The following is a 22,036-nucleotide window of genomic DNA, read 5'->3' on the forward strand; positions in this document are numbered from 1 at the left end:
ACGATTAATATCGTGCTTATATTTTTAATACTATTTAATAAAGCTTTTACGCTAAATCGTCAGCATCACCTAAGCCCTGTGTAAGCTCTTCTAGCAATTGCTTAATTTCTTCAGATGCAAGAATAAAATCAGCATCTAGTTTAACCGCCATATCTTCTTTAGGAATATCGGCATTTTCTTCTTTAAGTGTTTCTGAATAGCTTAAACGTTTAATTGAGCCATCGTTTTGTAGCATAAATTTAACGCGCTCTTGCCAATCAAGGGCAAGCTTAGTAACGCGCTTACCACTTTCAAGGTGCGACTTCACTTCGTCACACGATAGGTCATGGCCTTTAAGTTTTACCTGGGCGCCACTGTCATCAGCTTCTTCAAGTTCAGCGTCTGATCCAATTGCAAAGCCCTCTGGAGTACTAAAGTTAGTAAGCCAGTCAGTTAAAAATACGTCTAAATCATAATTAGCAAACGCAGGAACAACGGGTAATGTCCCTAATGATTTACGTAATAGAGCAAGTAGTTCCTCTGCTTTATTAAAGCTTGCACTATTAACTACCACCCACCCATTTTCTTGGTCTATAAAAGCAAACTGCAAGCTCGATTTTTTAAATGCTTGTGGCAATAAGGTGTGTAAGATGTTTTCTTTTAATTCATCTTTTTCTTTTTTCTTTACTGGGCGATTTTCTTCGGCTTCAATCTGATCAACTTTTTCTGCTACCAGCTCATTTATTACCGAGGCTGGTAATACTTTTTCTTCACGTTTAGCGCACACTAAAATACTTTTTTGCGAGAAATGAGAAAGAGTTTCACCATGTTTACCAAATGCTTTTGTCCAACCAAATGTTGCCAACTCTTGGCCAGTACAAGGACGAAATAGATCTTGCTCTAATGCCTTATCAAAGTCTTCTTGTGTGTATGAAACGTCTTGTTTAAAGCGATAGCATATAAGGTTACTAAACCACATAGGGGAATGATCCATTTAAAAAATTTGTGCAATCATAGCAATAAAAGCCGCTTCTAGAAACGGCTGATTTAGCTTAATCGAGTTTAAAAAGTGGCAGGGGAGATGACATGTTTTTAGGGAACGAAATACGGTAGTGTAACCCTTGCCCAGGCTCACTACTTACTTCAATTTTACCATTAAGCGTTTGTTTTACTAGATTAAAAATAATATGGGCACCTAAGCCGCTGCCACCCTCATCACGCTTGGTGGTAAAAAAAGGGTCAAATAAACGCTTTAGTTGAGCCGGTTTTAAACCTAAACCGTTATCTTGATAATTAATGATGAGGTCGTTTTCATCAGTATTCACATCTATGGTGATTTGGCCGCTGTTTATATTTTCAAAACCATGCACTAATGAGTTCATAATTAGGTTCGTAAATATTTGGCTAATGACTCCCGCAGGTAAGTTAATAATTAAATCATCTGGGCAATGTAGGCGAATGCTGTGAGATGTTTTTTTAATTTGTGGGTGCAAAGAGCGTATAACTTCGTTGATGTAGTCTTTAAAGTTAATTGTTCTTAGGGCTTCACTGGCCTGATCTACCGCAATTTGTTTAAAGCTGGTTATTAAATCTGAGGCACGTTCTAAGTTGTGAGAGAGCAGTTGAGCGCTTTGTGCTGCATCATTAATAAAGCCTTCTAACGCCGCAGACGATAATGATTTATTTTTATACGCAGTTTCTATTTCGGTTAATCGCTCTTGTAAAAAAGAGGTGGCAGTAACGCCAATACCAATAGGGGTATTAATTTCATGAGTGATCCCCGCCACTAAGCCGCCTAATACCGCCATTTTTTCTGAGCCAACCAGTTGCTCTTGCGCAAAGCTTAATTCATCGAGCGAGCTTTGCAGCTGAGTTTGTTTGCTTAACAGTTCTTGTTCGGTTTGCTTTCGTAAATCGACTTCCTCTGTTAAAACTGCTTTTTGTCGCTCTAGTTCATATTTTTGTTGCTGTAGATCGATCATTGCTTGGCTTAAATTTGATGTTTTACGCGCAACATCCTGTTCAAGTTGTAAGTTTTGTTGATCCAGTTTTTGATTGCTTTCAATTAGGTCATGCTGAGTTTGTTTTAACTCTTTTTTATACTCAACAACCTTCGAAATCAGATTGTTAAAAGAGCGTTCCATTACTTTAAGCTCGTTATTTTCATCGGTGACTATTTTAACCTGTTGACCATCAAGCTCTTCTAACTCAAGGTATTCAATTTGCTCGGTTAATTGAGTAAGGGGCTCAGTGAGTAACTTTCTAAATGCAATTAAAAATAAGATGATTAAAAAGGTTGTTTTAATCATGGCATTACCAATCAAAAAGTAGATAGAGAGCATAATGCGACTAAAAATTACATCGCGACTAGAAAATAAAGTAACATCGCCTACTTGCGTTGCTCGTCCTGAAAACTCAAAAATAAGTGGGAATGTATAGCCAAATAAACCGGCTTTGGTGTCCTCTACCATGACATCTTCTTGCACAAGTTGCTGGCTGTAAAGATTGTGAATATTTAGCGCGCGGCCTAATTGAGAAATAATAGCGCCATTATCGTCACGAATAATAACCCCCTCAACCATAGGTATATCGAGTAATCCTTCGGCGGTTGTGGTGGTTTGCTTTATATTTAGCTCCCAAATTGCTCTGGTTAAACTTCTACCAAAGGTCTTTTGTAATGTGCCAAGTTCATCGCGTATGTAATCTTTAGTATTGACGTACTCTGCGAAAATTTGCCCGCAGGTCACCACAAAGGTCAGTATAAAATAAACTGATAAAACCCGAGTGAGTAACTTTGTTGAAAGACTTTTTTGCGGCATGGGAGGCTTATATTTCCTTAAATTATTCAACTGTTAATGTACGCTTATAAACATTAGTTAATAAATGATTAAAAATAAACATATATTTTATAATATTGCTATTTAGCGTTGTTAAATAAGCAATCATTCTGTTCTATATCCATGGGGTTTCTATTTGAAAACTGTTGGTTTGGATAGGCTGTTTTTTACTTGAAAATAGTTAATTTACTAATTTGTATTGTGCAATTAAGCATTTTATTGATAACGTTAATAAAAGTTACAATAAATAATCTGCTCGTTGCTAATTTGGTTATAACTTTGACTGTTGCGGATTGGGCAACCAACTAATTTTACAGTGGGTTTTGGTGTTTTGTATGAGTTTAATTAATGAGTCATTATGATGCGTTTTTCTATTTTAGTCTGTGATGATTCCACCGTTGCTCGCAAACAGGTAATGCGCTGTTTAAAAGAATGTATTGATGCCGATATTCAGCAAGCAACTAACGGTAAAGAGGCGTTGGAGCAATTGCGTCAAAGGCATTTCGATCTCCTGTGTCTTGATTTAACCATGCCTGAAGTGGATGGGATTGCAGTGCTTGAGCAGGTCAAAGCAAATAAAATAGAAACTTATGTATTGGTAATTTCTGCAGATATTCAACAAAAAATGCGAGATCGCGTAGCGCAACTCGGCGCAATCGATTTTATTCACAAACCGATTAATAAAGCACAACTTAACGACGTTTTGCATAAGTTTGGCATTTATTAATAAATTTCATGATGAAAAAGACTGTTTTATCTTCTAATTTAGGGTTGACAGAATAGCCTGTGTTAAGGCAGTCTTAAGCTTATGAAAACATTTAGTCTTGTAACGACCATTATTATTACAACCACCATTCTTACTGGATAGTGGCATAGGTCGGTGCAACAAATTTAAAGGCCTGTGTTCACTTAGAACACAGGCCTTTTTTCGTTTTATGGAATGAGGAAACATAAAAAATGCGCGTATTAAAATTTGGCGGCTCATCGCTCGCTGATTTTGCCTGTTTAGAGCAAGTTGCTGCACTCGCTAAGGCACAATTAAAAGATGAAATGTTACTAGTACTGTCAGCCCCAGGTGGCATGACTGACTCGTTAGTTAATTTAGCTAGTACTGCAGAGCAGGGGCATGACTTTAGCGAACAATGGCATTCACTGGCTAGCCGATGCAACATGCTTAAAGCAGCGGTAGAGGAAAAGCAAGGAGCAGTTCAAAACTGGCCTGACTTTAACGAACTTAAAAATAAGCTTGATGGTATTGCACTGATAAAGTGCTGCCCTGATCAGGTCAGAGCATTCATTATTAGTTTTGGTGAGCGTGTTAGCGTATCGCTAATGCAAAGTCTATTAGCCGATCATAACGCGCATTATTTACAAGCAACAGATTGTATTGTTTCAACCGGCGGATACATAGACGCAGAAGCGGATTTAGTGGCCAGTAAGGCACGTTTTCAAGCTGTGTTAAAAGAATCCCCTGCGACGGTTTACATTATGCCTGGTTTTACTGCAAGTAATGATGAAGGGGAGCTCACAACGCTTGGTCGTAATGGGTCTGACTACTCGGCGGCGATTGCTGCGGCGTGTTTAGAGGCGCAAGTGTGCCAAATATGGACTGACGTTGATGGTGTATACAGCGCCGATCCGCGTTATATCAAAAAAGCCACTAAGGTTGATTTCCTATCTTACAAAGAGGCGATGGAGCTTTCTTATTTTGGCGCTAAAGTGTTGCACCCTAAAACTATCCTACCGTGTGCAAAAGCTGGAGTGCCATGCGAAATTAAAAACACTCATAACCCAGATGCGCAAGGCTCACTAATTAGTAACGATACGGTATCTGATGAACCAGTAAAAGCACTCTCAAGCCTACAAAACTTAGCTATGTTGACCGTTTCAGGCCCTGGTATGAAGGGCAAAGTGGGCATGGCATCGAAAGTATTTAATGCATTAGCGCATGATAACGTGTCAATTGTACTCATTACCCAGTCATCATGTGAATTTAGCATTAGCTTTTGTGTGCATGAAAGCGATTTAAATCTAGCGTTAAGTGCGTTGCAAGTAGCCTTTGACTTAGAGTCAAAAGCGGGGCTCATTGAGCCGGTAAATGTGCAACGTAATTTAGCAATAGTAACGTTAGTTGGTGATAACATGCGTGCCCATAAGGGGTTAGCGGCTAAGTTTTTTGCATCGCTTGCACAAGCGCAAGTAAACATTGTTGCCATAGCGCAAGATTCAACAGAAAGTGCTATTTCAGCCGTTATTGACGGTGAATTATGTAATGACGCGGTTAAAATTTGCCATGAAAACTTCTTTACTCATGTGCCTTCAATTGATGTGTTTTTATTGGGCTGTGGCTTAGTCGGCCAAGAGCTAATTAACCAACTTGAGCGTCAACAAGCATGGCTTGAAAAGCGTAATATTAAATTAAACCTATATGGTGTTGCCAACTCTCGTCAATTACACCTTGATGGTGAGGGGATTGCGTTTGATGATTGGCAGCAAAAACTGGCGCAGTCAGAGCAAGCGTTTGATTTAAAACTGGTCGAGCAGTTTGTTAAGCAAAATCATTTAGTTAATCCAGTGCTAGTTGACTGTACTTCATCAGATGCCTTAGCTGCACAATATGTAGATTTTTTAAATGCAGGTTTTCATGTTGTGGCTGCCAATAAAAAAGCCACCACGAGCTCATATACGTATTACCAAGATTTAATTGCAGCAACACATAAAAATAATCGAAAGTTTTTATACGAAACTAACGTAGGTGCAGGTTTACCTGTAATCGATAACTTGCAATCGTTGTTTGGTGCAGGTGATGAGTTACTTGAGTTTAGTGGTATTTTATCAGGCTCGCTTTCATACATGTTTGGAGCACTAGAAGATGGTTTATCACTTTCTGAAGCAACAATTAAAGCCAAAGAAAGCGGGTTTACAGAGCCCGATCCGCGCGATGACTTATCGGGAACTGACGTAGCACGTAAATTACTGATCATTGCACGCGAAGCCGGTATGAAATTAGAGCTTAGCGATATTGAAGTGGAGTCGGTTTTACCGCCAGGTTTTGCCCAAGGTGACAATGTGGAGCAGTTTATGGCGAAATTACCTAGCTTAGATGCTGGTTTTAACGACCGTGTTCAAAGTGCAGCAAGTGAAGGTAAAGTACTTCGCTATGTAGGCACAATTAAAAATGGTCACTGTAAGGTCGGAATCGAAGCGGTGGATTCATCACATGCATTGAATGTTATTCGTGATGGTGAAAATGCGCTGGCTATTTTAAGCCAATACTACCAACCGCGTCCGTTTGTAATTCGTGGTTATGGGGCTGGCTCTGCAGTAACGGCTGCGGGTGTATTTGCAGACATATTAAAAACATTATCTCGCTAGGAGTCAGTCATGATTGAAGTATATGCTCCGGCGTCTATTGGTAATTTTGCCGTTGGCTTTGATGCGCTGGGCGCCGCACTTGCGCCCATTGATGGCGGTTTATTAGGTGATGTGGCGGTTGTTAGTGCCGCATCGAGTGATGAATTTATTTGTACAGGCGACTATGCACATAAGCTACCTAGTGATGCGCAAGAAAATTTAGCGTATCAGTGTTTAGTGCACTTTAGAGCGCATGTTGCGCCTGATATGCCTGCGGTAAAGCTCGAACTTAGGAAAAATTTGCCGATTGGTTCGGGATTAGGCTCAAGTGCCTGCTCTGTGGTGGCGACATTTGCAGCACTGGATAAATTTGCCAAAACTAATTTAAGCCAAGTAGAGCTCATTGAGCTTATGGCAGATTTTGAAGCAGTTGTAAGTGGGGGGCGCCATTACGATAACATCACACCGTGTTATTTAGGTGGCTTACAGTTAACCGGTGATTTAATTCCTGATAAATCTATTGCTTTACCTGTTGATGAAAGCTGGTATTACGTTGCCGCATTTCCGGGTTTTTCGCTCAATACCGCAAAAGCGCGCTCTGTTTTACCAAAAGAGCTAAGTATGCATGCCGGGGTTGAGTTTGCTCAGCGTTTATCGGCGTTTAGTAGCTTACTGTTAACAGGGCGTTTTGATGATGCATTAAGCATTATGAAAGACGAAATAGCAGAGCCATACCGTGCGCCACTTATAAGCGGCTTTAGTGATGCCAAAGCAAGCTTACCAGCACTGGGTGCTGAAGTTGTGAGTATTTCAGGCGCAGGGCCGACCTTGTTTAGTGTATGTAAAACGCTTGAAGCGGCAGAGCAATGCGCGCAGTGGCTAGAGGAAAATTACATCAACGAACAAGGCTTTTGCCATATTTGTAAATTAGATAACGACGGCACGCGTCAATTAAATGTTTTATAGGATAAAGAGTCATGCAATTACATAATTTAAAAGAATATTCACAAAAAGTGTCGTTTGTTGAAGCTGTAAAAACAGGACTAGGGCGTAATCAAGGTGTGTTTTTTCCAGAGTCGTTAGCGCCATTAAGTGATGTTGATGCATTACTAGATATGGACTTTGTTACTCGCAGCGGCAAAATTTTATCGCACCTTATTGGTGACGAGCTACCAAGTGATACTGTTGCCCAGATGGTTAAGAATGCGTTTAACTTTCCGGTTAAGCTGGTGGAAGTTGAAGATAATACCTATTGCTTAGAGTTATTTCACGGGCCAACACTGGCATTTAAAGATTTTGGTGGCCGTTTTATGGCCGAGTGCTTGGCGCAATTTAATCAAGGTGAAAAAGTCACTATTTTAACTGCAACATCGGGTGATACCGGGGCTGCCGTAGCGCATGCTTTTTATAACAAACCAAATATTGATGTCGTTATTTTATACCCTAAAGGTAAAATTTCATTAGCGCAGCAAAAGTTATTTACAACGCTTGGTGACAACATTCACTGTTATGCGATTGAGGGTAGTTTTGATGATTGCCAAGAATTGGTTAAAAAATCATTTTTAGATGAAGAGCTAAAATCGAAGTTAGGTTTAAACTCAGCAAATTCAATTAACATTAGCCGTTTAGTCGCGCAGGTGTGTTATTACTTTGAAGCCATTGCACAGCTGCCAAAAGAAAAGCGTGCTACAGCGCATATTTCAGTACCGAGTGGTAACTTTGGTAATGTGTGTGCGGCTATGATTGGCGCGGTTATTGGTATGCCAGTTGGTAAACTAAGTGCGACTACAAACCAAAACGACACAGTACCGCGCTTTATGCTTGATAAAAATTGGACGCCTAATGCGACAATTGAATCGCTTTCAAATGCAATGGATGTGAGTAAACCTAATAACTGGCCACGTGTGCAATCAATGTTAGATAATAACTGGTTTAGTTATGATAACTTTTATTCGGTGAGTGTTGATGAGCAGCAAACACAAACAGTGATGAAAAAAATTCAACAGCTTGGCTATATTGCAGAGCCTCACACCGCAATTGCTTACCAAGGTCTTGTAGAAAATAAGGCAGCAGATGCTGTGGGGATTTTTTTAGCGACTGCGCATCCGGCCAAATTTAAAGACAGCGTTGAGGATATCCTTAATGTTGAATTAGATATGCCAAAGCCGTTAGCTGATGCATTAGCAAAACCGTGTTTAGCCACTGATATGCACAACGATTATGATATTTTGCGTACAGAGTTGTTTAAAAAGCTTGCCTAAAAAAGGCAGATAATAAAAGCGGCTTAGGCCGCTTTTTTGTTTGTTTATGCATCGCTTTAAACATAACGCATAAGCTATATAAATGTAGTAAATAGAATTCATTTAAAATTGTTATTAGTTTATAAAAAAATATCATCATCAAAATGCTGTGAAATAGTTTCAATCCCTGTTTAAATATCCTCAACTTAAGAGCGTAGGCAAAACGTCGTTTTAAGCGTACAATAAAGCCTCTAAAAAATACCCATACACGTTGCCCAGGAGACCCCAATGTTAGAACGTAGCATGAATATTTCGGACTTTGATCCAGAGTTATTTGACGCGATGAGCAAAGAAACATCACGTCAGGAAGAGCATATTGAGTTAATTGCATCTGAAAACTACTGTAGCCCACGCGTACTTGAAGCGCAGGGTTCTCAGCTGACTAACAAATACGCTGAAGGTTACCCGGGCAAACGTTACTACGGTGGCTGTGAGCACGTAGACGTGGTTGAGCAACTTGCTATTGACCGCGCAAATGAATTATTTGGTACAGATTACGCAAACGTACAGCCTCATGCCGGTTCACAAGCGAATGCTGCTGTTTTCCAAGCTCTTTTAAGCCCACTTGATACTGTATTAGGCATGAGCCTAGCGCACGGTGGTCATTTAACGCACGGCTCACACGTTAACTTCTCTGGTAAAACATACAACGCAATTCAGTATGGCCTTAACGAAGAAACTGGCGAAATTGATTACGCACAAGTTGAAGCGTTAGCACTTGAGCACAAACCAAAAATGATCATTGCTGGTTTTTCTGCATACTCAGGTATTGTTGATTGGGCTAAGTTCCGTGAAATTGCAGACAAAGTAGGTGCTTACTTATTTGTTGATATGGCGCACGTTGCAGGTTTAATTGCTGCGGGTGTTTACCCAAGCCCAGTGCCATTTGCTCACGTTGTAACAACCACAACACACAAAACATTAGCGGGTCCTCGCGGTGGTTTAATCATCTCTGCGTGTGGCGATGAAGAAATTTACAAAAAGCTAAACAGCGCTGTTTTCCCAGGTGGCCAAGGTGGTCCTTTATGTCATGTTATTGCTGCTAAAGCGGTTGCATTTAAAGAAGCACTTCAACCTGAGTTTAAAACATACCAAGCACAAGTTGTTAAAAATGCACAAGCAATGGTTGCCGTATTACAAGAGCGCGGCTACAAAGTAGTATCGGGTAAAACTGACAACCACTTATTCTTACTTGATTTAATCGACAAAGATATCACAGGTAAAGATGCAGATGCTGCCCTAGGTAACGCGAATATCACGGTTAACAAAAACTCAGTACCGAACGATCCTCGTTCACCATTTGTTACTTCTGGTTTGCGTATTGGTTCACCAGCAATCACTCGTCGTGGCTTTAAAGAAGCTGAATCAAAAGAGTTAGCGGGCTGGATCTGTGACGTACTAGACAACATCGAAGATGAGTCAGTACAAGCGCAAGTAAAAGAAAAAGTGAAAGCAATTTGTGCAAAATTACCTGTTTACGCTTAATCCAAGAGTAAAATAGTAATTTAGATCACAACTGCACACATTTTTGTTATGATAATGGCCGCTATAATAGCGGCCATTTTTTGTTTTTAAAACGGAAACACACAGTTATGCATTGCCCATTTTGCACCGCCAAAGATACTAAAGTTATTGATTCTCGCCTTGTAGGTGGGGGACACCAAGTACGTAGACGTCGTGAATGTAATGAATGCCACGAACGATTTACCACCTTTGAAGGGGCTGAATTAGTGATGCCACGGGTCATCAAGCAAGATGGCAGCCGCGAACCGTTTAATGAAGATAAGTTACTAAATGGCTTAACTCGCGCCCTCGAAAAACGCCCCGTAAGCACTGAACAAGTTGACGAAGTGGTTAATATTATTAAATCGCAGCTGCGAGCCACTGGCGAACGCGAAGTGTCTAGCCATTTGGTGGGTGAGTGCATTATGGAAGCACTTAAAAAGTTAGATAAAGTGGCCTATGTAAGATTTGCCTCTGTATATCGCTCGTTTGAAGATATACGCGAATTTGGTGAAGAAATAGCCCGCTTAGGGGAATAGTAATGACCAAGCAAAGTTCGTTTTCAGAGGATGATAAACGCTACATGGCTCGCGCTATTGAACTGGCAAAAAAAGGGCGCTTTACCACCACTCCTAATCCTAATGTTGGCTGCGTACTCGTAAAAAATAATAAAATAATAGGTGAAGGATTTCATCGGTTAGCGGGTCAAGGTCATGCAGAGGTAAACGCACTGACTATGGCTGGTGAAAATGCCAAAGGTGCAACCGCTTATGTAACACTTGAGCCTTGCAGTCATTATGGTCGAACACCGCCATGTGCTGAAGGGCTAAAAGCAGCCGGTGTTAAAAAAGTGATTGCCGCAATGGTTGACAGCAACCCGCAAGTTGCAGGCAAAGGTCTGAAAATTTTAGCGGATGCTGGTATAGAAGTCGCTTACGGGTTACTTGAAGCGCAAGCTCGCGCATTAAACTTTGGGTTTTTTAAGCGCATGGAGCAGGGATTACCCTTTGTGACTTGCAAAATGGCCGCAAGTATAGATGGTAAAACGGCGCTTAAAAACGGGCAAAGTAAATGGATAACTGGCCCCGCAGCGCGCCAAGATGTGCAACTATACCGAGCACAAAGCTGTGCAATTTTAACCGGTGCCGATACGGTATTAATGGATGATGCAAAATTAAATGTGCGCCCAGAAGAGTTACCGTATTCTTTACCAACTGATTTACCACTGCGCCAACCGGTTCGCGTTGTTATTGACTCACAAAACAGACTTACCCCTGATCTTGCCTTATTTTCAATTCAAAGTGAGGTGATAATATTTACCACCAAGGTTGATAAATCGCATCAGTGGCCTCATTTTGTTAAACAGATTGAAGTACCTGAAAATAATAATAAAGTAGATTTACTGGCCGTGTTACACACGCTTGCCCAATTGCAGTTTAATAATGTGTGGCTAGAGGCCGGAGCGACACTGGCCGGTAAAATGACAGAACTTGATTTAATTGATGAGTTTGTTTTTTACATTGCTCCTAAATTAATGGGCAGCGATGCTAAAAGTTTACTAAATTTCCCAGAGTTAATGAGTATGCAAAATACCATTAATTTAACTTTTAATGAGTGTGTGCCAATCGGTGATGATTTACGTATCACAGCACTAAAAAAAGCTCATTAATCATTTTATATAAAGAGTAGCACTATGTTTACTGGAATAGTTGAAGCGACAGGTAAAATTGCGTTATTACAAAAAAAACAAGGTGATTTAGCTATTCGTATCCAAAGTAAAAACCTTGATATGAGTGATGTTAAGTTAGGTGACAGTATTGCAACCAATGGTGTCTGCCTGACGGTTGTTGATAAGCATATTGACGGCTTTAGTGCTGACTTATCAAATGAAACGATTAGCTTAACAGGGTTTGCACATTACGCATTAGGGCAAACCGTTAATCTAGAAAAGGCGATGCAACCTGTTTCGCGCCTCGGTGGTCATTTAGTGTCTGGCCATGTAGATGGCATTGCCACTATCACAGCAATTAATGCCAATGCGCGAGCAACAGAATATTGGTTAGCCACCGATGAAAATTTAATGAAATACATTCCTTACAAAGGGTCGGTTTGTATTGATGGTATTAGCCTGACGGTTAATGCAGTTGAAGGTAATAAATTTAAACTGACGATTGTGCCCCACACCAGCGGGCAAACGACCATAGCTGATTTTCAAGTCGGTACCCAAGTTAATTTAGAGGTCGACCAAATAGCACGTTATTTAGAGCGCCTAGTCAGAGGGGCTGAGCAACCTACGGGTTCAGATATTTCGATGAGCTTACTCGCTAAAGCGGGCTTTATAAAATAACGACATTGACAACTTATACGAGCAACTTATGAATTTAAACAGCGCACAAGAAATAATTGATGACATTAAAGCCGGTAAAATGGTTATTTTAATGGATGATGAAGACAGAGAAAATGAAGGCGATTTAATTATTGCTGCTGAACACATTAGTGCAGAAGCGATTAACTTTATGGCGACTCATGGCCGTGGACTAATTTGTTTAACGATGACTCAAGAGCGTTGCTCGCAGCTTGATTTACCATTAATGGTAAAAAATAATGGTGCCGCATTCTCAACTAATTTCACTATGTCGATTGAAGCATCAAAAGGGGTTACCACAGGTATTTCTGCAGCGGATCGTGCCCGCACTGTTCAAGCTGCCATCGCGAAAGGCGCTGTGCCAAGCGATATTGTACAACCAGGTCATATTTTTCCTATTATGGCGCAACCAGGCGGCGTGTTAACACGTGCCGGGCATACAGAAGCAGGGTGTGACTTAGCGCGTTTAGCAGGGCTTGAGCCATCATCAGTGATTGTAGAAATCCTAAATGAAGATGGCACCATGGCGCGTCGTCCTGATTTAGAAGTATTTGCTAAGCAACATGATATTAAAATTGGCACCATTGCTGATTTAATCGAGTACCGCAACCTAAACGAAACCACAATTGAGCAAGTTGCAAAATGTAAATTGCCAACTGAACATGGTGAGTTTGACTTAGTGACATACAAAGACACCATTGATGGGCAGTTACACTATGCATTGCTTAAAGGTGAAATAAAACAACAAGAACCGACCTTAGTACGTGTGCATTTACAAAGTACCTTTAACGATATTTTACTCTCTGATCGCAATGCTGACCGTAGTTGGGGTTTATCGCAAGCAATGGCTTATATTGCTGAGCATAATGGCGCCTTAGTTATTTTAGGTAAGCAAGAAAGCACTGAAGAGTTAGAAGCCACAGTAAAAGCGTTTGCCGCAGCTGATGCGGGTGAAAATGTGACGCCACGTAAATTTCAAGGTACTTCGCGCACCGTAGGTGTGGGTTCGCAAATTCTGGCTGATTTAGGTATTCAAAAAATGCGTTTGATGAGTTTACCTAAAAAATACCATGCATTATCAGGGTTCCATTTAGAAGTGGTTGACTACGTAGAGCCACAATAATTACGCGCTAGGTTATTATTTTATTTATGTGGTATAATGCGCATCAATTTTTGCGCAACCGAAATCGCTTAAACTTATTTTTAGGGTTATCAAATGAAAATTATTGAAGGTAATAAATACGCTCCAGGCAAAAAGTTTGCCATTGTCATTTCTCGTTTTAATGACTTTATTGGTAGTAGCTTGCTTGCAGGTGCTGTTGATGAGCTAAAACGTACTGGTGGAGTATCAGAAGACGATATTACCGTGATTTACGTACCCGGTGCGGTTGAATTACCTTTAGCAGCGAAACGCGTTGCAGCAAAAAAAGAATATGATGCAATTATCGCCTTAGGTGTAGTGATCAGAGGGGGCACGCCTCACTTTGATCTCGTCGCTGGCGAGTCAAATAAAGGGCTTGCACAAGTATCGCTTGAGTATGATATCCCGGTTGCATTTGGCGTATTAACCACTGAAAGCATTGAGCAAGCAATTGAGCGCGCAGGTACCAAAATGGGTAACAAAGGCGGCGAAGCTGCTTTAGGTGCGCTTGAAATGGTTAATGTGTTAGATAAAATTTAAGTTTAAGGAATTTTTGTGAAACCAGCAGCAAGACGTAAAGCACGTATCTTAGCACTTCAAGCCGTGTATTCATGGCAATTAAGCGGCAATGCAATTGCCGATATCGAACAACAAATGTTGATCGAAAACGATGTGACTAAAATTGATGTTGAATATTTTAAAGATTTAGCGCGTGGAGTTGCCGTAAATCATAAGCAACTAGACGAAGCTGTATCGCCTCATTTAACTCGTCCATTTGATGAATTAGACGAAGTTGAACGTGCAATCTTACGTTTAAGCAGCTACGAGCTTAAATTTCGTGAAGATGTTCCTTACAAAGTGGCTATCAATGAAAGCATTGAATTAGCGAAAATGTTTGGCGCTGAAGATAGCCATAAATTTGTAAACGGTGTACTTGATAAAGCTGTAAAACAGTTACGCAAGTCATAACAACTTAAGCTGCATATTAATTCAGTGAGTTGTTATAAATAACCGTTAAAAAGGAGAGCCGGCATAGGCCGGCTTTTTTGTGTATGAAGGAATTTGAATTAATTAATCACTACTTTAAAGGTCGCGGTATCACTCGTCGCGATGTTAATTTAGGGATTGGAGACGACTGTGCGCTTGTCACAGTACCAGCAAACTGTCAGCTTGCTGTAACAACAGATACCTTAGTTGCTGGGGTGCATTTTTTTCATGATATCTCTCCTCGCGCATTAGGGCATCGAGCTCTGGCAGTAAATTTAAGTGATTTAGCTGCCATGGGTGCAGAGCCTACATGGGTATCGGTTGCACTCACGTTGCCAAGTATCGATCCACAATGGATTGCAGAGCTGACTGACGGCATGCATGAAATTGCTGAGTACTTTAATGTACAAATTATTGGTGGCGATACGACTCAAGGTCCACTCAGTATTACTATTTGTGCAAAAGGCACGGTTCCTGAAGGTAAAGCACTGCGTCGAAGTGGCGCAAAAGTGGGCGACTGGATTTTTGTAACCGGACCGCTAGGTGATGCTGGTTTGGCAATTGAGTCAAAAAAACAAGGTTTGCCAGTTGCACCTGAACATTTAAAGCATATTAATAAATGTTTAAACTTTCCAACGCCACGCGTGGCCGCCGGACAAGCTTTGCGTGGCTTAGCGTCATCAGCTATTGATATTTCAGACGGTTTACTTGCTGATTTAGGTCACATTTTGGATTTGTCACAGGTCAGTGCAACAATCAATATTGAAAATGTACCTACTTCTGATGCGATGCAAGCGAGTCTTGATTTTGAGCAACAGCTTCCTTTTATACTCAACTATGGCGATGACTATGAACTACTTTATACCGTCCCAGACAGTAATAAGAGTATGCTCGATATTAAGTTGCGCCAATACGGTGTAGAAGCAACCTGTATCGGCCAAATCAAAAGTGGTGACGGGAATATAGAATTATTACACCAAGGTGAAAAGTTTGTTTTTGAGCACAAAGGCTTTGAGCACTTTTCCAAGGAGCAGGTTTGAATAAAAACCGATTATTTAATTTAAAACGCCCACATCAATTTTTTGGTTTGGGTTTTGGTACAGGGCTTGCGCCTAAAGCCCCAGGTACATTTGGTACTTTAGCGGCGTTACCGTTTATTTTTATTACCATGCATTTTCCGTTATGGTTACAAATTGTATTTGCGGTGGTGATCAGTATATTTGGTATTTGGGCATGTGGAAAAACAGCTGATGACCTCCAAGTTCATGACCACCCCGCTATTGTTTGGGATGAAGTCGCTGGTTACTATATAACGATGATTGGTGCAGCACTGAATTGGCAAACATTATTAGTGGGCTTTTTACTATTTCGCTTTTTTGATATAGCAAAGCCAGGGCCGATTCGTATACTTGATAAACGTGCTCATGGTGGGTTTGGTATTATGGCCGATGATGTACTTGCAGGTATTTTTTCGCTTATTTGTTTGCAAGCATTGATAAAAGTAGGTTTACTACCCTTTTAATTTATTATTTGTTTAACTAGGTGGCAGCACTATGATGCGATTTTTATTGGTTTGTGTACTCTTGATGTGTGCCATGCCAAGTACGGCTTCAATTACTGATTACGTAGTTAAACAATGGAACATTAAAGACGGACTTCCCTCACAATCCCTCAAAAGTGTGGTGCAAGATAACCAAGGCTACATGTGGCTTGGTACGCAATTCGGATTAAGCCGATTTGATGGTAACACTTTTACTAATTACAACACTCAAAATAGTCTGTTTTTACCGAGCAATGGCATCAATAAATTACTGATTGATGGCCAAGGACTATTATGGATAGGCACGAAAAACGGCCTAGTTGTTATAGACCCAGAAAAGCTAACCGCACAAGAGTTTAATATTAAAGGCCCTGTTAGAGATATTCTTGAAGACTCTAAAGGCAGTATTTGGATAGCAGCTAATGGGCTTTATTACATAGACAGAGGCCAGATAGAGCTGCGCGACCAGCTAAACAATCCGAGCCCTATCGTAAATGCCACTGCGATCACCCAAATAGTAGGGTCAGTCAGTAAAATGGCGCTCTCACCAGAGGGAATTTGGCTGGTTAACGACCGTAATTTATTACGCCTGACGCAAAGCGCGTCTGATTTTTCTAAATTGCGCTTAGAGCTTACCGCTAAAGTGGCCTTGCCTGATCGTTTAGCACAAACAATTGTTCACGACTTATCCTTTTTAAATGGCAATTTATATCTTGCTTCTGAGCTAGGCGCTTACTTTTTAGATTTAGATGATGAGCTACGCCCATTTCCGCTGCCTAACGCTAACAACTCAGCCGTTTATAAGTTTATGAGTGATGGCAATGGTGGCTTGTGGGTATCGACTTATGGGCGCTTATTGTTCAGAGGGAAGTCGGATGATTGGCAATGGGTTGAGCCCAGTCAATTAGATCAAAGTATTTGGTTTGCCGATATATTTAGAGATGATGAAAATAATATATGGTTAGCGAGTTTTAGTGAGGGACTTTGGCTTGCTCACGAAGGGCGAATAGAGCGCCATTCAGCCATTTCTAAAATGACCGAAGCGGTTATGGCCATTAGTAAATCACCAGATGGTAAGTTATGGATTGCCAACAAAAGCGGCGTAGGCTATTTCGATGCCGATAAAACGTTTATCAATGTCATCAACAGTACCAAGTATGGTAACGCCTCAGTACATGACTTACAGTTTGACGGCAATCGTCTTTATGTTGCCACTGGTAGAGGTTTGTTTTTCTACGAGTCGAATACCTTATATAGTTTCCCTGCCCGTGCGCTAAGTGATAATCCTGTATTTGCTATTAGTACGTCGACTAAAGGCGGCTTTTGGGTGGGCACTGGGCGAGGCTTATATCGTTTAAATTACAACGGGTTAAACCCTTTTGCGTACAATGCTTTTTTAGGCAGTAAGTTTGTAACCTATGTTTTAGATAAACCAAATTTTGGGGTGATTGGTACCAGTAAAGGGGCGTATTACTTTACTGAACGCGGGATAGAAAAAATAGGCGACCAAACCACTTTGGAAAGTGCGTACGTTACTAGCATTTTACACATTAAAGGCGTGGGGATTTTAATTGGCTCGCTTAACGATGGTTTGTTTTATCGCAGTGGACAAGGGCAGTGGCAGCAATTAGATGCCGCCAATGGGCTGCCATATGGTTCTATATTTAGTCTTGAGTACGATGATACTACAAAACGCATTTGGGTAAGCACCATGAAAGGGGTTTATCGCATGCCAGTTGAGCAATTCAAAGCCAACATTGAAAGCCTAAAAGTGGAGGAAGTGATCTCTTCATTTGATCGACAGCTCGATGGTAAAGCAAGTCAATGCTGTAATGGTTTAGGCCATGATGCGGTGGTTGATATGGATAATTCAATTTGGTATCCCAGCTTGCAAGGCGTTGTAGAAATTCCTAAAGACGTAGAATTATTTGGACTGCGTTCACTTAAACCAACTATAGAAACTTTAACCACGCCATCACGAAAACTTGCTGCGGCTGCGTTAGGTAAAAAGCCAGTACTTAAAACTGACGAGCGTGATGTAACGCTTACCTATACCGCTATCGATTATTATGCACCTGCAAGTATAGAGTTTAGGTATAAACTCAATGGACTTGATAATGATTGGCGCTATGCAAATACCCGCCGAGAAGCAATTTACACTAACTTACCAGCAGGTATGTTTTTATTTGAATTAGAGACAAAACGTCAAGGTGAAGATTGGGGCAAAGCGCAATCGGCCGAATACGCTTTTGTGGTGCCTGAACGATTTGGTGAAACTATATATTTTAGATTACTGATCACCAGTGGTTTTGTGTTGCTCTTTTATTTGGTGTTTTGGGTATTTAAAATTCAAGAGCGACGTAAGCAGCAGGTTCTTGAGGGGCTTATTACTGAGCGAACCCTTGAGCTTCGCCAAGCAAACGATAAATTAAACCAAGTAAACTCTCAGCTTAAACTTGTTAGTCACTCTGATGAGCTAACAGGGCTGAGAAGTCGCCGTTTTTTGTTTGATCAACTACCAAAAGATATCGAGCATTTTCAGCGTAACTCGCAGTCATTGCAGGCTCAAGGTAAATCGTTGGTGTTGTTAATTATTAATTTAGATAACTTTAGCCGCATTAACGATGCCTATGGCCCTATTGCTGGAGATAGCTGTTTACAACAAGTAGCGGCATTACTTAACTCGCGTACACAAGGTTCTGATTATGTTGCCCGTTGGAGTGGTGATGAGTTTTTACTGTTATTGCGCGATTTTAAATGTAATTTAATCGACAGCTATGTATATGAATTATGCCAAGCAATTACAGATTATTCGTTTCAGCTTCCTAACGGTGAAACAACCAATATAACAGCGTCAGTCGGGTGGTCGTTCTATCCGTTACCTCTCTTAGGTGGGCAAGTTATTAGCTGGGAAACATCAATTAATCTAGCTGACATAGCATTACATCAAGTTAAAAAACGCGGCGGCGATGGCGTCGCTAATATTACCTTTGACGAGCAATTAGATGCATTTGAGTTTGAGCAAAACCCCAATGTTGAACAGCAAATTGGTTTGTTACAAAGCAATGGTCTAGCCGATATTAAGGTATGGATGCGCTAGAGGTTATAGATGAGCAATAAAAAAGGAGCCAATGGCTCCTTTTTTATTAAACACGATAAGTGTTAGCTCATAAATGATTTAATTGAAGTTAAAATACCGTGTTCACCTAACCCCATTTCATCGTGCATTTGCTGTTGTGTGCCATGTTTAATGAATTCATCAGGAATACCTAAGTTAAGCACTTTTACATCGGCTTTAATGCTCGCTAAATATTCATTAACTGCAGAGCCTGCACCGCCCGCAATCGCGTTATCTTCTAGGGTTACAATAATATCGTGATCATTAATCAGCTCATCAATTAATGCCGTATCAAGTGGCTTAATAAATCGCATGTTTACTAGAGTGGCATTGAGCTCATCAGTGGCAAGTTGTGCGTTTTCAAGCAAGGTACCAAATGACAATATAGCCACTTTAGTACCTTTTTTAATTACATTCGCTTTACCCATTTCAAGTTGTTGCATAGTGCTTTGAATGTCTGCTGAGCCTGCACTACCACGCGGGTAACGAACAGCAACAGGACAATTAGCTTGATAGCCTGTATAAAGCATATGACGGCATTCGTTAGTATCACTTGGGGCCATAATGACCATATTAGGTATACAGCGCATAAAGCTTAAGTCGTAGGCGCCTTGATGGGTTTCACCATCGGCTCCAACAATACCGGCGCGGTCTATAGCAAATAATACCGGTAGGTTTTGCAGTGCAACGTCGTGAATTAGTTGATCGTACGCGCGCTGTAAAAAGCTAGAATAGATAGCCACAACGGGCTTTAAGCCCTCACAAGCAAAACCTGCAGCAAGAGTAACAGCGTGTTGTTCTGCTATTGCTACGTCAAAGTATTGTTCTGGATACTCTTTAGAAAAACGTACCATGCCTGAACCTTCACGCATAGCTGGCGTGATTGCCATGAGCTTACTGTCTTGCTTGGCCATGTCACAAAGCCAATCACCAAACACATTTGAGAAAGTCGCCGCACCTGGCTTAGATTTTGGTAAGCTTGATGTTGCAGGATCAAATTTTGGTACGCCATGATAACCAATCGGATCGGCTTCGGCAGGCTTGTAACCTTTGCCTTTCTGGGTTTTTATATGTAAAAGCTGTGGGCCTTTTAAGTTACGCATATTGCGCAGCGTATCAACCAACATATTCACATCATGTCCATCAATTGGGCCAATGTAATTTAGACCTAATTCTTCAAAAAAAGTACCCGGGATCATCATCCCTTTAATGTGTTCTTCCATACGGCTGGCAAGCTCTTTTACCGGCGGTACACCAGAGAGCAGCTTTTTACTGCCTTCGCGGATGTTGGTATAAAAGCTACCTGATAAAATACGCGCAAAATGATTGGTTAACGCACCGACATTTTCAGATATCGACATTTCGTTATCGTTCAAAATGATCAGCATGTCTGATTTAACATCGCCAAGGTGGTTCATTGCTTCAAAGGCCATACCAGCAGTAATTGCGCCATCGCCTATTACCGCGACTGTTTTACGCCCTTTGCCTTCTTTTTGTGCAGCAATAGACATACCTAACGCCGCAGAAATTGAGGTACTTGAATGGCCAACACTAAAGGTGTCGTATTCACTTTCATCTCTAAAAGGGAAAGGATGTAATCCGTCTTTTTGGCGAATGGTATGCATTTGATCACGACGGCCAGTCAGTATTTTATGCGGATAAGCTTGATGACCCACATCCCAGACCAAGCGGTCTTCGGGTGTGTTGTATACATAATGTAGTGCAACGGTAAGTTCTACGGTTCCTAAACCAGACGCTAAATGACCGCTACTTTGCGATACCGAATTGAGTAAATAGTCACGCAATTCATGGCTAAATGCAGGAAGCTTATCTTGTGCTAAGTCTCGCAAGTGGGCTGGTTCGTTCACCAAATCAAGTAATGGATACTTGCTGCTATCAAGTGTCATGGTTTTTTATATATCCTTCGCTAATATTAACCCTCCTCAAAACAAACGAGGTTTAAAAGGCGACTTAATATTCAGTAATAATTTTATACTAAGAGTTAATACGTTTTAGCTGTATTTAATGGTCACGTTCAATTAAATAGTTAGCCAATGCCGCTAAATCTGTTGTGTCTGCGTCAATGTTAGCTAATGCCTCATGGGCTTGTTGTATTAAATTTTGTGCTTTTTGCTTAGCGCCTAGCATACCTAATAAAGCGGGGTATGTCGCTTTATTCGCTGCAATATCTGACCCTTGTGGCTTGCCTAAAGTAAGCGTATCGCCCTCAACATCTAAAATATCGTCATGAACTTGAAATGCAAGCCCTATAGCGTATCCAAAAGTTGATAAGTTATCTAAAGTTTGTTGGCTTGTATTAGGAGCGCACAGTGCGCCAAGAGTGATCGCACAATTTATTAGCGCACCGGTTTTAAGTTTATGAATGCGTTCTAACTCATCAACAGTAATAACCTTATCGGTTGCTGCAATATCGCGGCCTTGTCCGGCAACCATACCTTGTAACCCCGATGCATGCGCTAGTGCTGCGATCATTTTTAATTGTGCTTCAGTCGAACATTTAAATGTGTGCTTAGCAATAAGTTCAAATGCTAAAGTTTGCAGTGCATCTCCAGCTAAAATCGCTTGTGCTTCACCGTATACAATATGACATGTAGGGCGACCACGGCGTAAATCATCATCATCCATAGCAGGTAAGTCGTCATGCACTAATGAATAACTATGAATACATTCAATGGCTGCGGCAAGTACATCTAAATCACGCTTGTCAGCACCGAGTATTTTACCTGTGGTGTACACTAAAAACGGGCGCAGTCTTTTACCACCATTCATTACACTGTAATGTGTGGCTTCTTTTATAGTATTGTCGCTTTCAAGAGGTTGTTCAAAATAAAGGTTGAGCGTATTAGCTACATCATCTTGAGCGAGTTTTATTTGTTCTTTTATGCTCACGA

At 40.9% G+C, this 22,036-nt stretch carries 18 protein-coding genes; 14 read left to right on the top strand and 4 right to left on the bottom strand.

Annotated elements, in window-relative coordinates:
* Positions 1-46: 46 nt before the first annotated feature.
* Positions 47-958: a recombination-associated protein RdgC gene (gene rdgC, locus PSM_RS03430; RefSeq protein ID WP_008111993.1), complete on the bottom strand. Its 912-nt coding sequence runs from the start codon at positions 956-958 to the stop codon at positions 47-49.
* Positions 959-1,031: 73 nt separating this feature from the next.
* On the bottom strand, positions 1,032-2,798 hold the full coding sequence (locus PSM_RS03435; RefSeq protein WP_013464224.1) for an ATP-binding protein: 1,767 nt from the start codon (positions 2,796-2,798) through the stop codon (positions 1,032-1,034).
* 376 nt (positions 2,799-3,174) lie between these two features.
* On the opposite strand from PSM_RS03435, the gene PSM_RS03440 reads away from it, so the two are divergent.
* From PSM_RS03440 to PSM_RS03505, 14 genes are all read left to right on the top strand, one after another.
* On the top strand, positions 3,175-3,543 hold the full coding sequence (locus tag PSM_RS03440; protein WP_013464225.1) for a response regulator: 369 nt from the start codon (positions 3,175-3,177) through the stop codon (positions 3,541-3,543).
* Between the two features lie 230 nt (positions 3,544-3,773).
* Complete coding sequence (gene thrA / locus PSM_RS03445; RefSeq protein ID WP_013464226.1) at positions 3,774-6,191, top strand: bifunctional aspartate kinase/homoserine dehydrogenase I; 2,418 nt, start codon at positions 3,774-3,776, stop codon at positions 6,189-6,191.
* Between the two features lie 9 nt (positions 6,192-6,200).
* The gene (gene thrB / locus PSM_RS03450) at positions 6,201-7,136 is read left to right on the top strand and encodes a homoserine kinase (protein ID WP_013464227.1); all 936 of its coding nucleotides are present in this window, start codon (positions 6,201-6,203) and stop codon (positions 7,134-7,136) included.
* Positions 7,137-7,147: 11 nt separating this feature from the next.
* On the top strand, positions 7,148-8,431 hold the full coding sequence (gene thrC / locus PSM_RS03455) for a threonine synthase (protein ID WP_013464228.1): 1,284 nt from the start codon (positions 7,148-7,150) through the stop codon (positions 8,429-8,431).
* A gap of 267 nt (positions 8,432-8,698) precedes the next feature.
* The gene (gene glyA / locus PSM_RS03460; RefSeq protein ID WP_013464229.1) at positions 8,699-9,955 is read left to right on the top strand and encodes a serine hydroxymethyltransferase; all 1,257 of its coding nucleotides are present in this window, start codon (positions 8,699-8,701) and stop codon (positions 9,953-9,955) included.
* Positions 9,956-10,062: 107 nt separating this feature from the next.
* Positions 10,063-10,512, top strand: coding sequence for a transcriptional regulator NrdR (gene nrdR / locus PSM_RS03465; protein ID WP_010390928.1), 450 nt, complete (start codon positions 10,063-10,065; stop codon positions 10,510-10,512).
* A 2-nt stretch (positions 10,513-10,514) separates the two neighbouring features.
* Positions 10,515-11,642: a bifunctional diaminohydroxyphosphoribosylaminopyrimidine deaminase/5-amino-6-(5-phosphoribosylamino)uracil reductase RibD gene (ribD, locus tag PSM_RS03470; RefSeq protein ID WP_013464230.1), complete on the top strand. Its 1,128-nt coding sequence runs from the start codon at positions 10,515-10,517 to the stop codon at positions 11,640-11,642.
* Positions 11,643-11,666: 24 nt separating this feature from the next.
* On the top strand, positions 11,667-12,320 hold the full coding sequence (locus tag PSM_RS03475; protein WP_013464231.1) for a riboflavin synthase: 654 nt from the start codon (positions 11,667-11,669) through the stop codon (positions 12,318-12,320).
* Between the two features lie 28 nt (positions 12,321-12,348).
* Complete coding sequence (gene ribBA, locus PSM_RS03480; protein ID WP_013464232.1) at positions 12,349-13,461, top strand: bifunctional 3,4-dihydroxy-2-butanone-4-phosphate synthase/GTP cyclohydrolase II; 1,113 nt, start codon at positions 12,349-12,351, stop codon at positions 13,459-13,461.
* A gap of 93 nt (positions 13,462-13,554) precedes the next feature.
* Positions 13,555-14,019, top strand: coding sequence for a 6,7-dimethyl-8-ribityllumazine synthase (gene ribH / locus PSM_RS03485; protein WP_008110216.1), 465 nt, complete (start codon positions 13,555-13,557; stop codon positions 14,017-14,019).
* A 15-nt stretch (positions 14,020-14,034) separates the two neighbouring features.
* Positions 14,035-14,448: a transcription antitermination factor NusB gene (gene nusB, locus PSM_RS03490; RefSeq protein WP_008110215.1), complete on the top strand. Its 414-nt coding sequence runs from the start codon at positions 14,035-14,037 to the stop codon at positions 14,446-14,448.
* 83 nt (positions 14,449-14,531) lie between these two features.
* The gene (gene thiL, locus PSM_RS03495) at positions 14,532-15,506 is read left to right on the top strand and encodes a thiamine-phosphate kinase (protein ID WP_008110214.1); all 975 of its coding nucleotides are present in this window, start codon (positions 14,532-14,534) and stop codon (positions 15,504-15,506) included.
* Positions 15,503-15,988, top strand: coding sequence for a phosphatidylglycerophosphatase A family protein (locus PSM_RS03500; protein WP_008110211.1), 486 nt, complete (start codon positions 15,503-15,505; stop codon positions 15,986-15,988). The genes thiL and PSM_RS03500 overlap by 4 nt, the downstream gene beginning before the upstream one ends.
* Before the next feature lie 31 nt (positions 15,989-16,019).
* A complete protein-coding gene (locus tag PSM_RS03505; RefSeq protein WP_013464233.1) occupies positions 16,020-19,106 on the top strand; it encodes a ligand-binding sensor domain-containing diguanylate cyclase in 3,087 nt (1,028 codons plus the stop codon).
* Positions 19,107-19,168: 62 nt separating this feature from the next.
* Here PSM_RS03505 and dxs read toward each other — a convergent pair whose 3' ends face one another.
* Positions 19,169-21,031 carry a 1-deoxy-D-xylulose-5-phosphate synthase gene (dxs, locus tag PSM_RS03510; protein ID WP_013464234.1) on the bottom strand — a complete coding sequence of 621 codons (1,863 nt, stop codon included), beginning with the start codon at positions 21,029-21,031 and terminating at the stop codon, positions 19,169-19,171.
* A gap of 115 nt (positions 21,032-21,146) precedes the next feature.
* A complete protein-coding gene (gene ispA, locus PSM_RS03515; RefSeq protein ID WP_013464235.1) occupies positions 21,147-22,034 on the bottom strand; it encodes a (2E,6E)-farnesyl diphosphate synthase in 888 nt (295 codons plus the stop codon).
* Positions 22,035-22,036: the final 2 nt, after the last annotated feature.

The organism is Pseudoalteromonas sp. SM9913, assembly GCF_000184065.1.
GTDB lineage: Bacteria > Pseudomonadota > Gammaproteobacteria > Enterobacterales > Alteromonadaceae > Pseudoalteromonas > Pseudoalteromonas tetraodonis.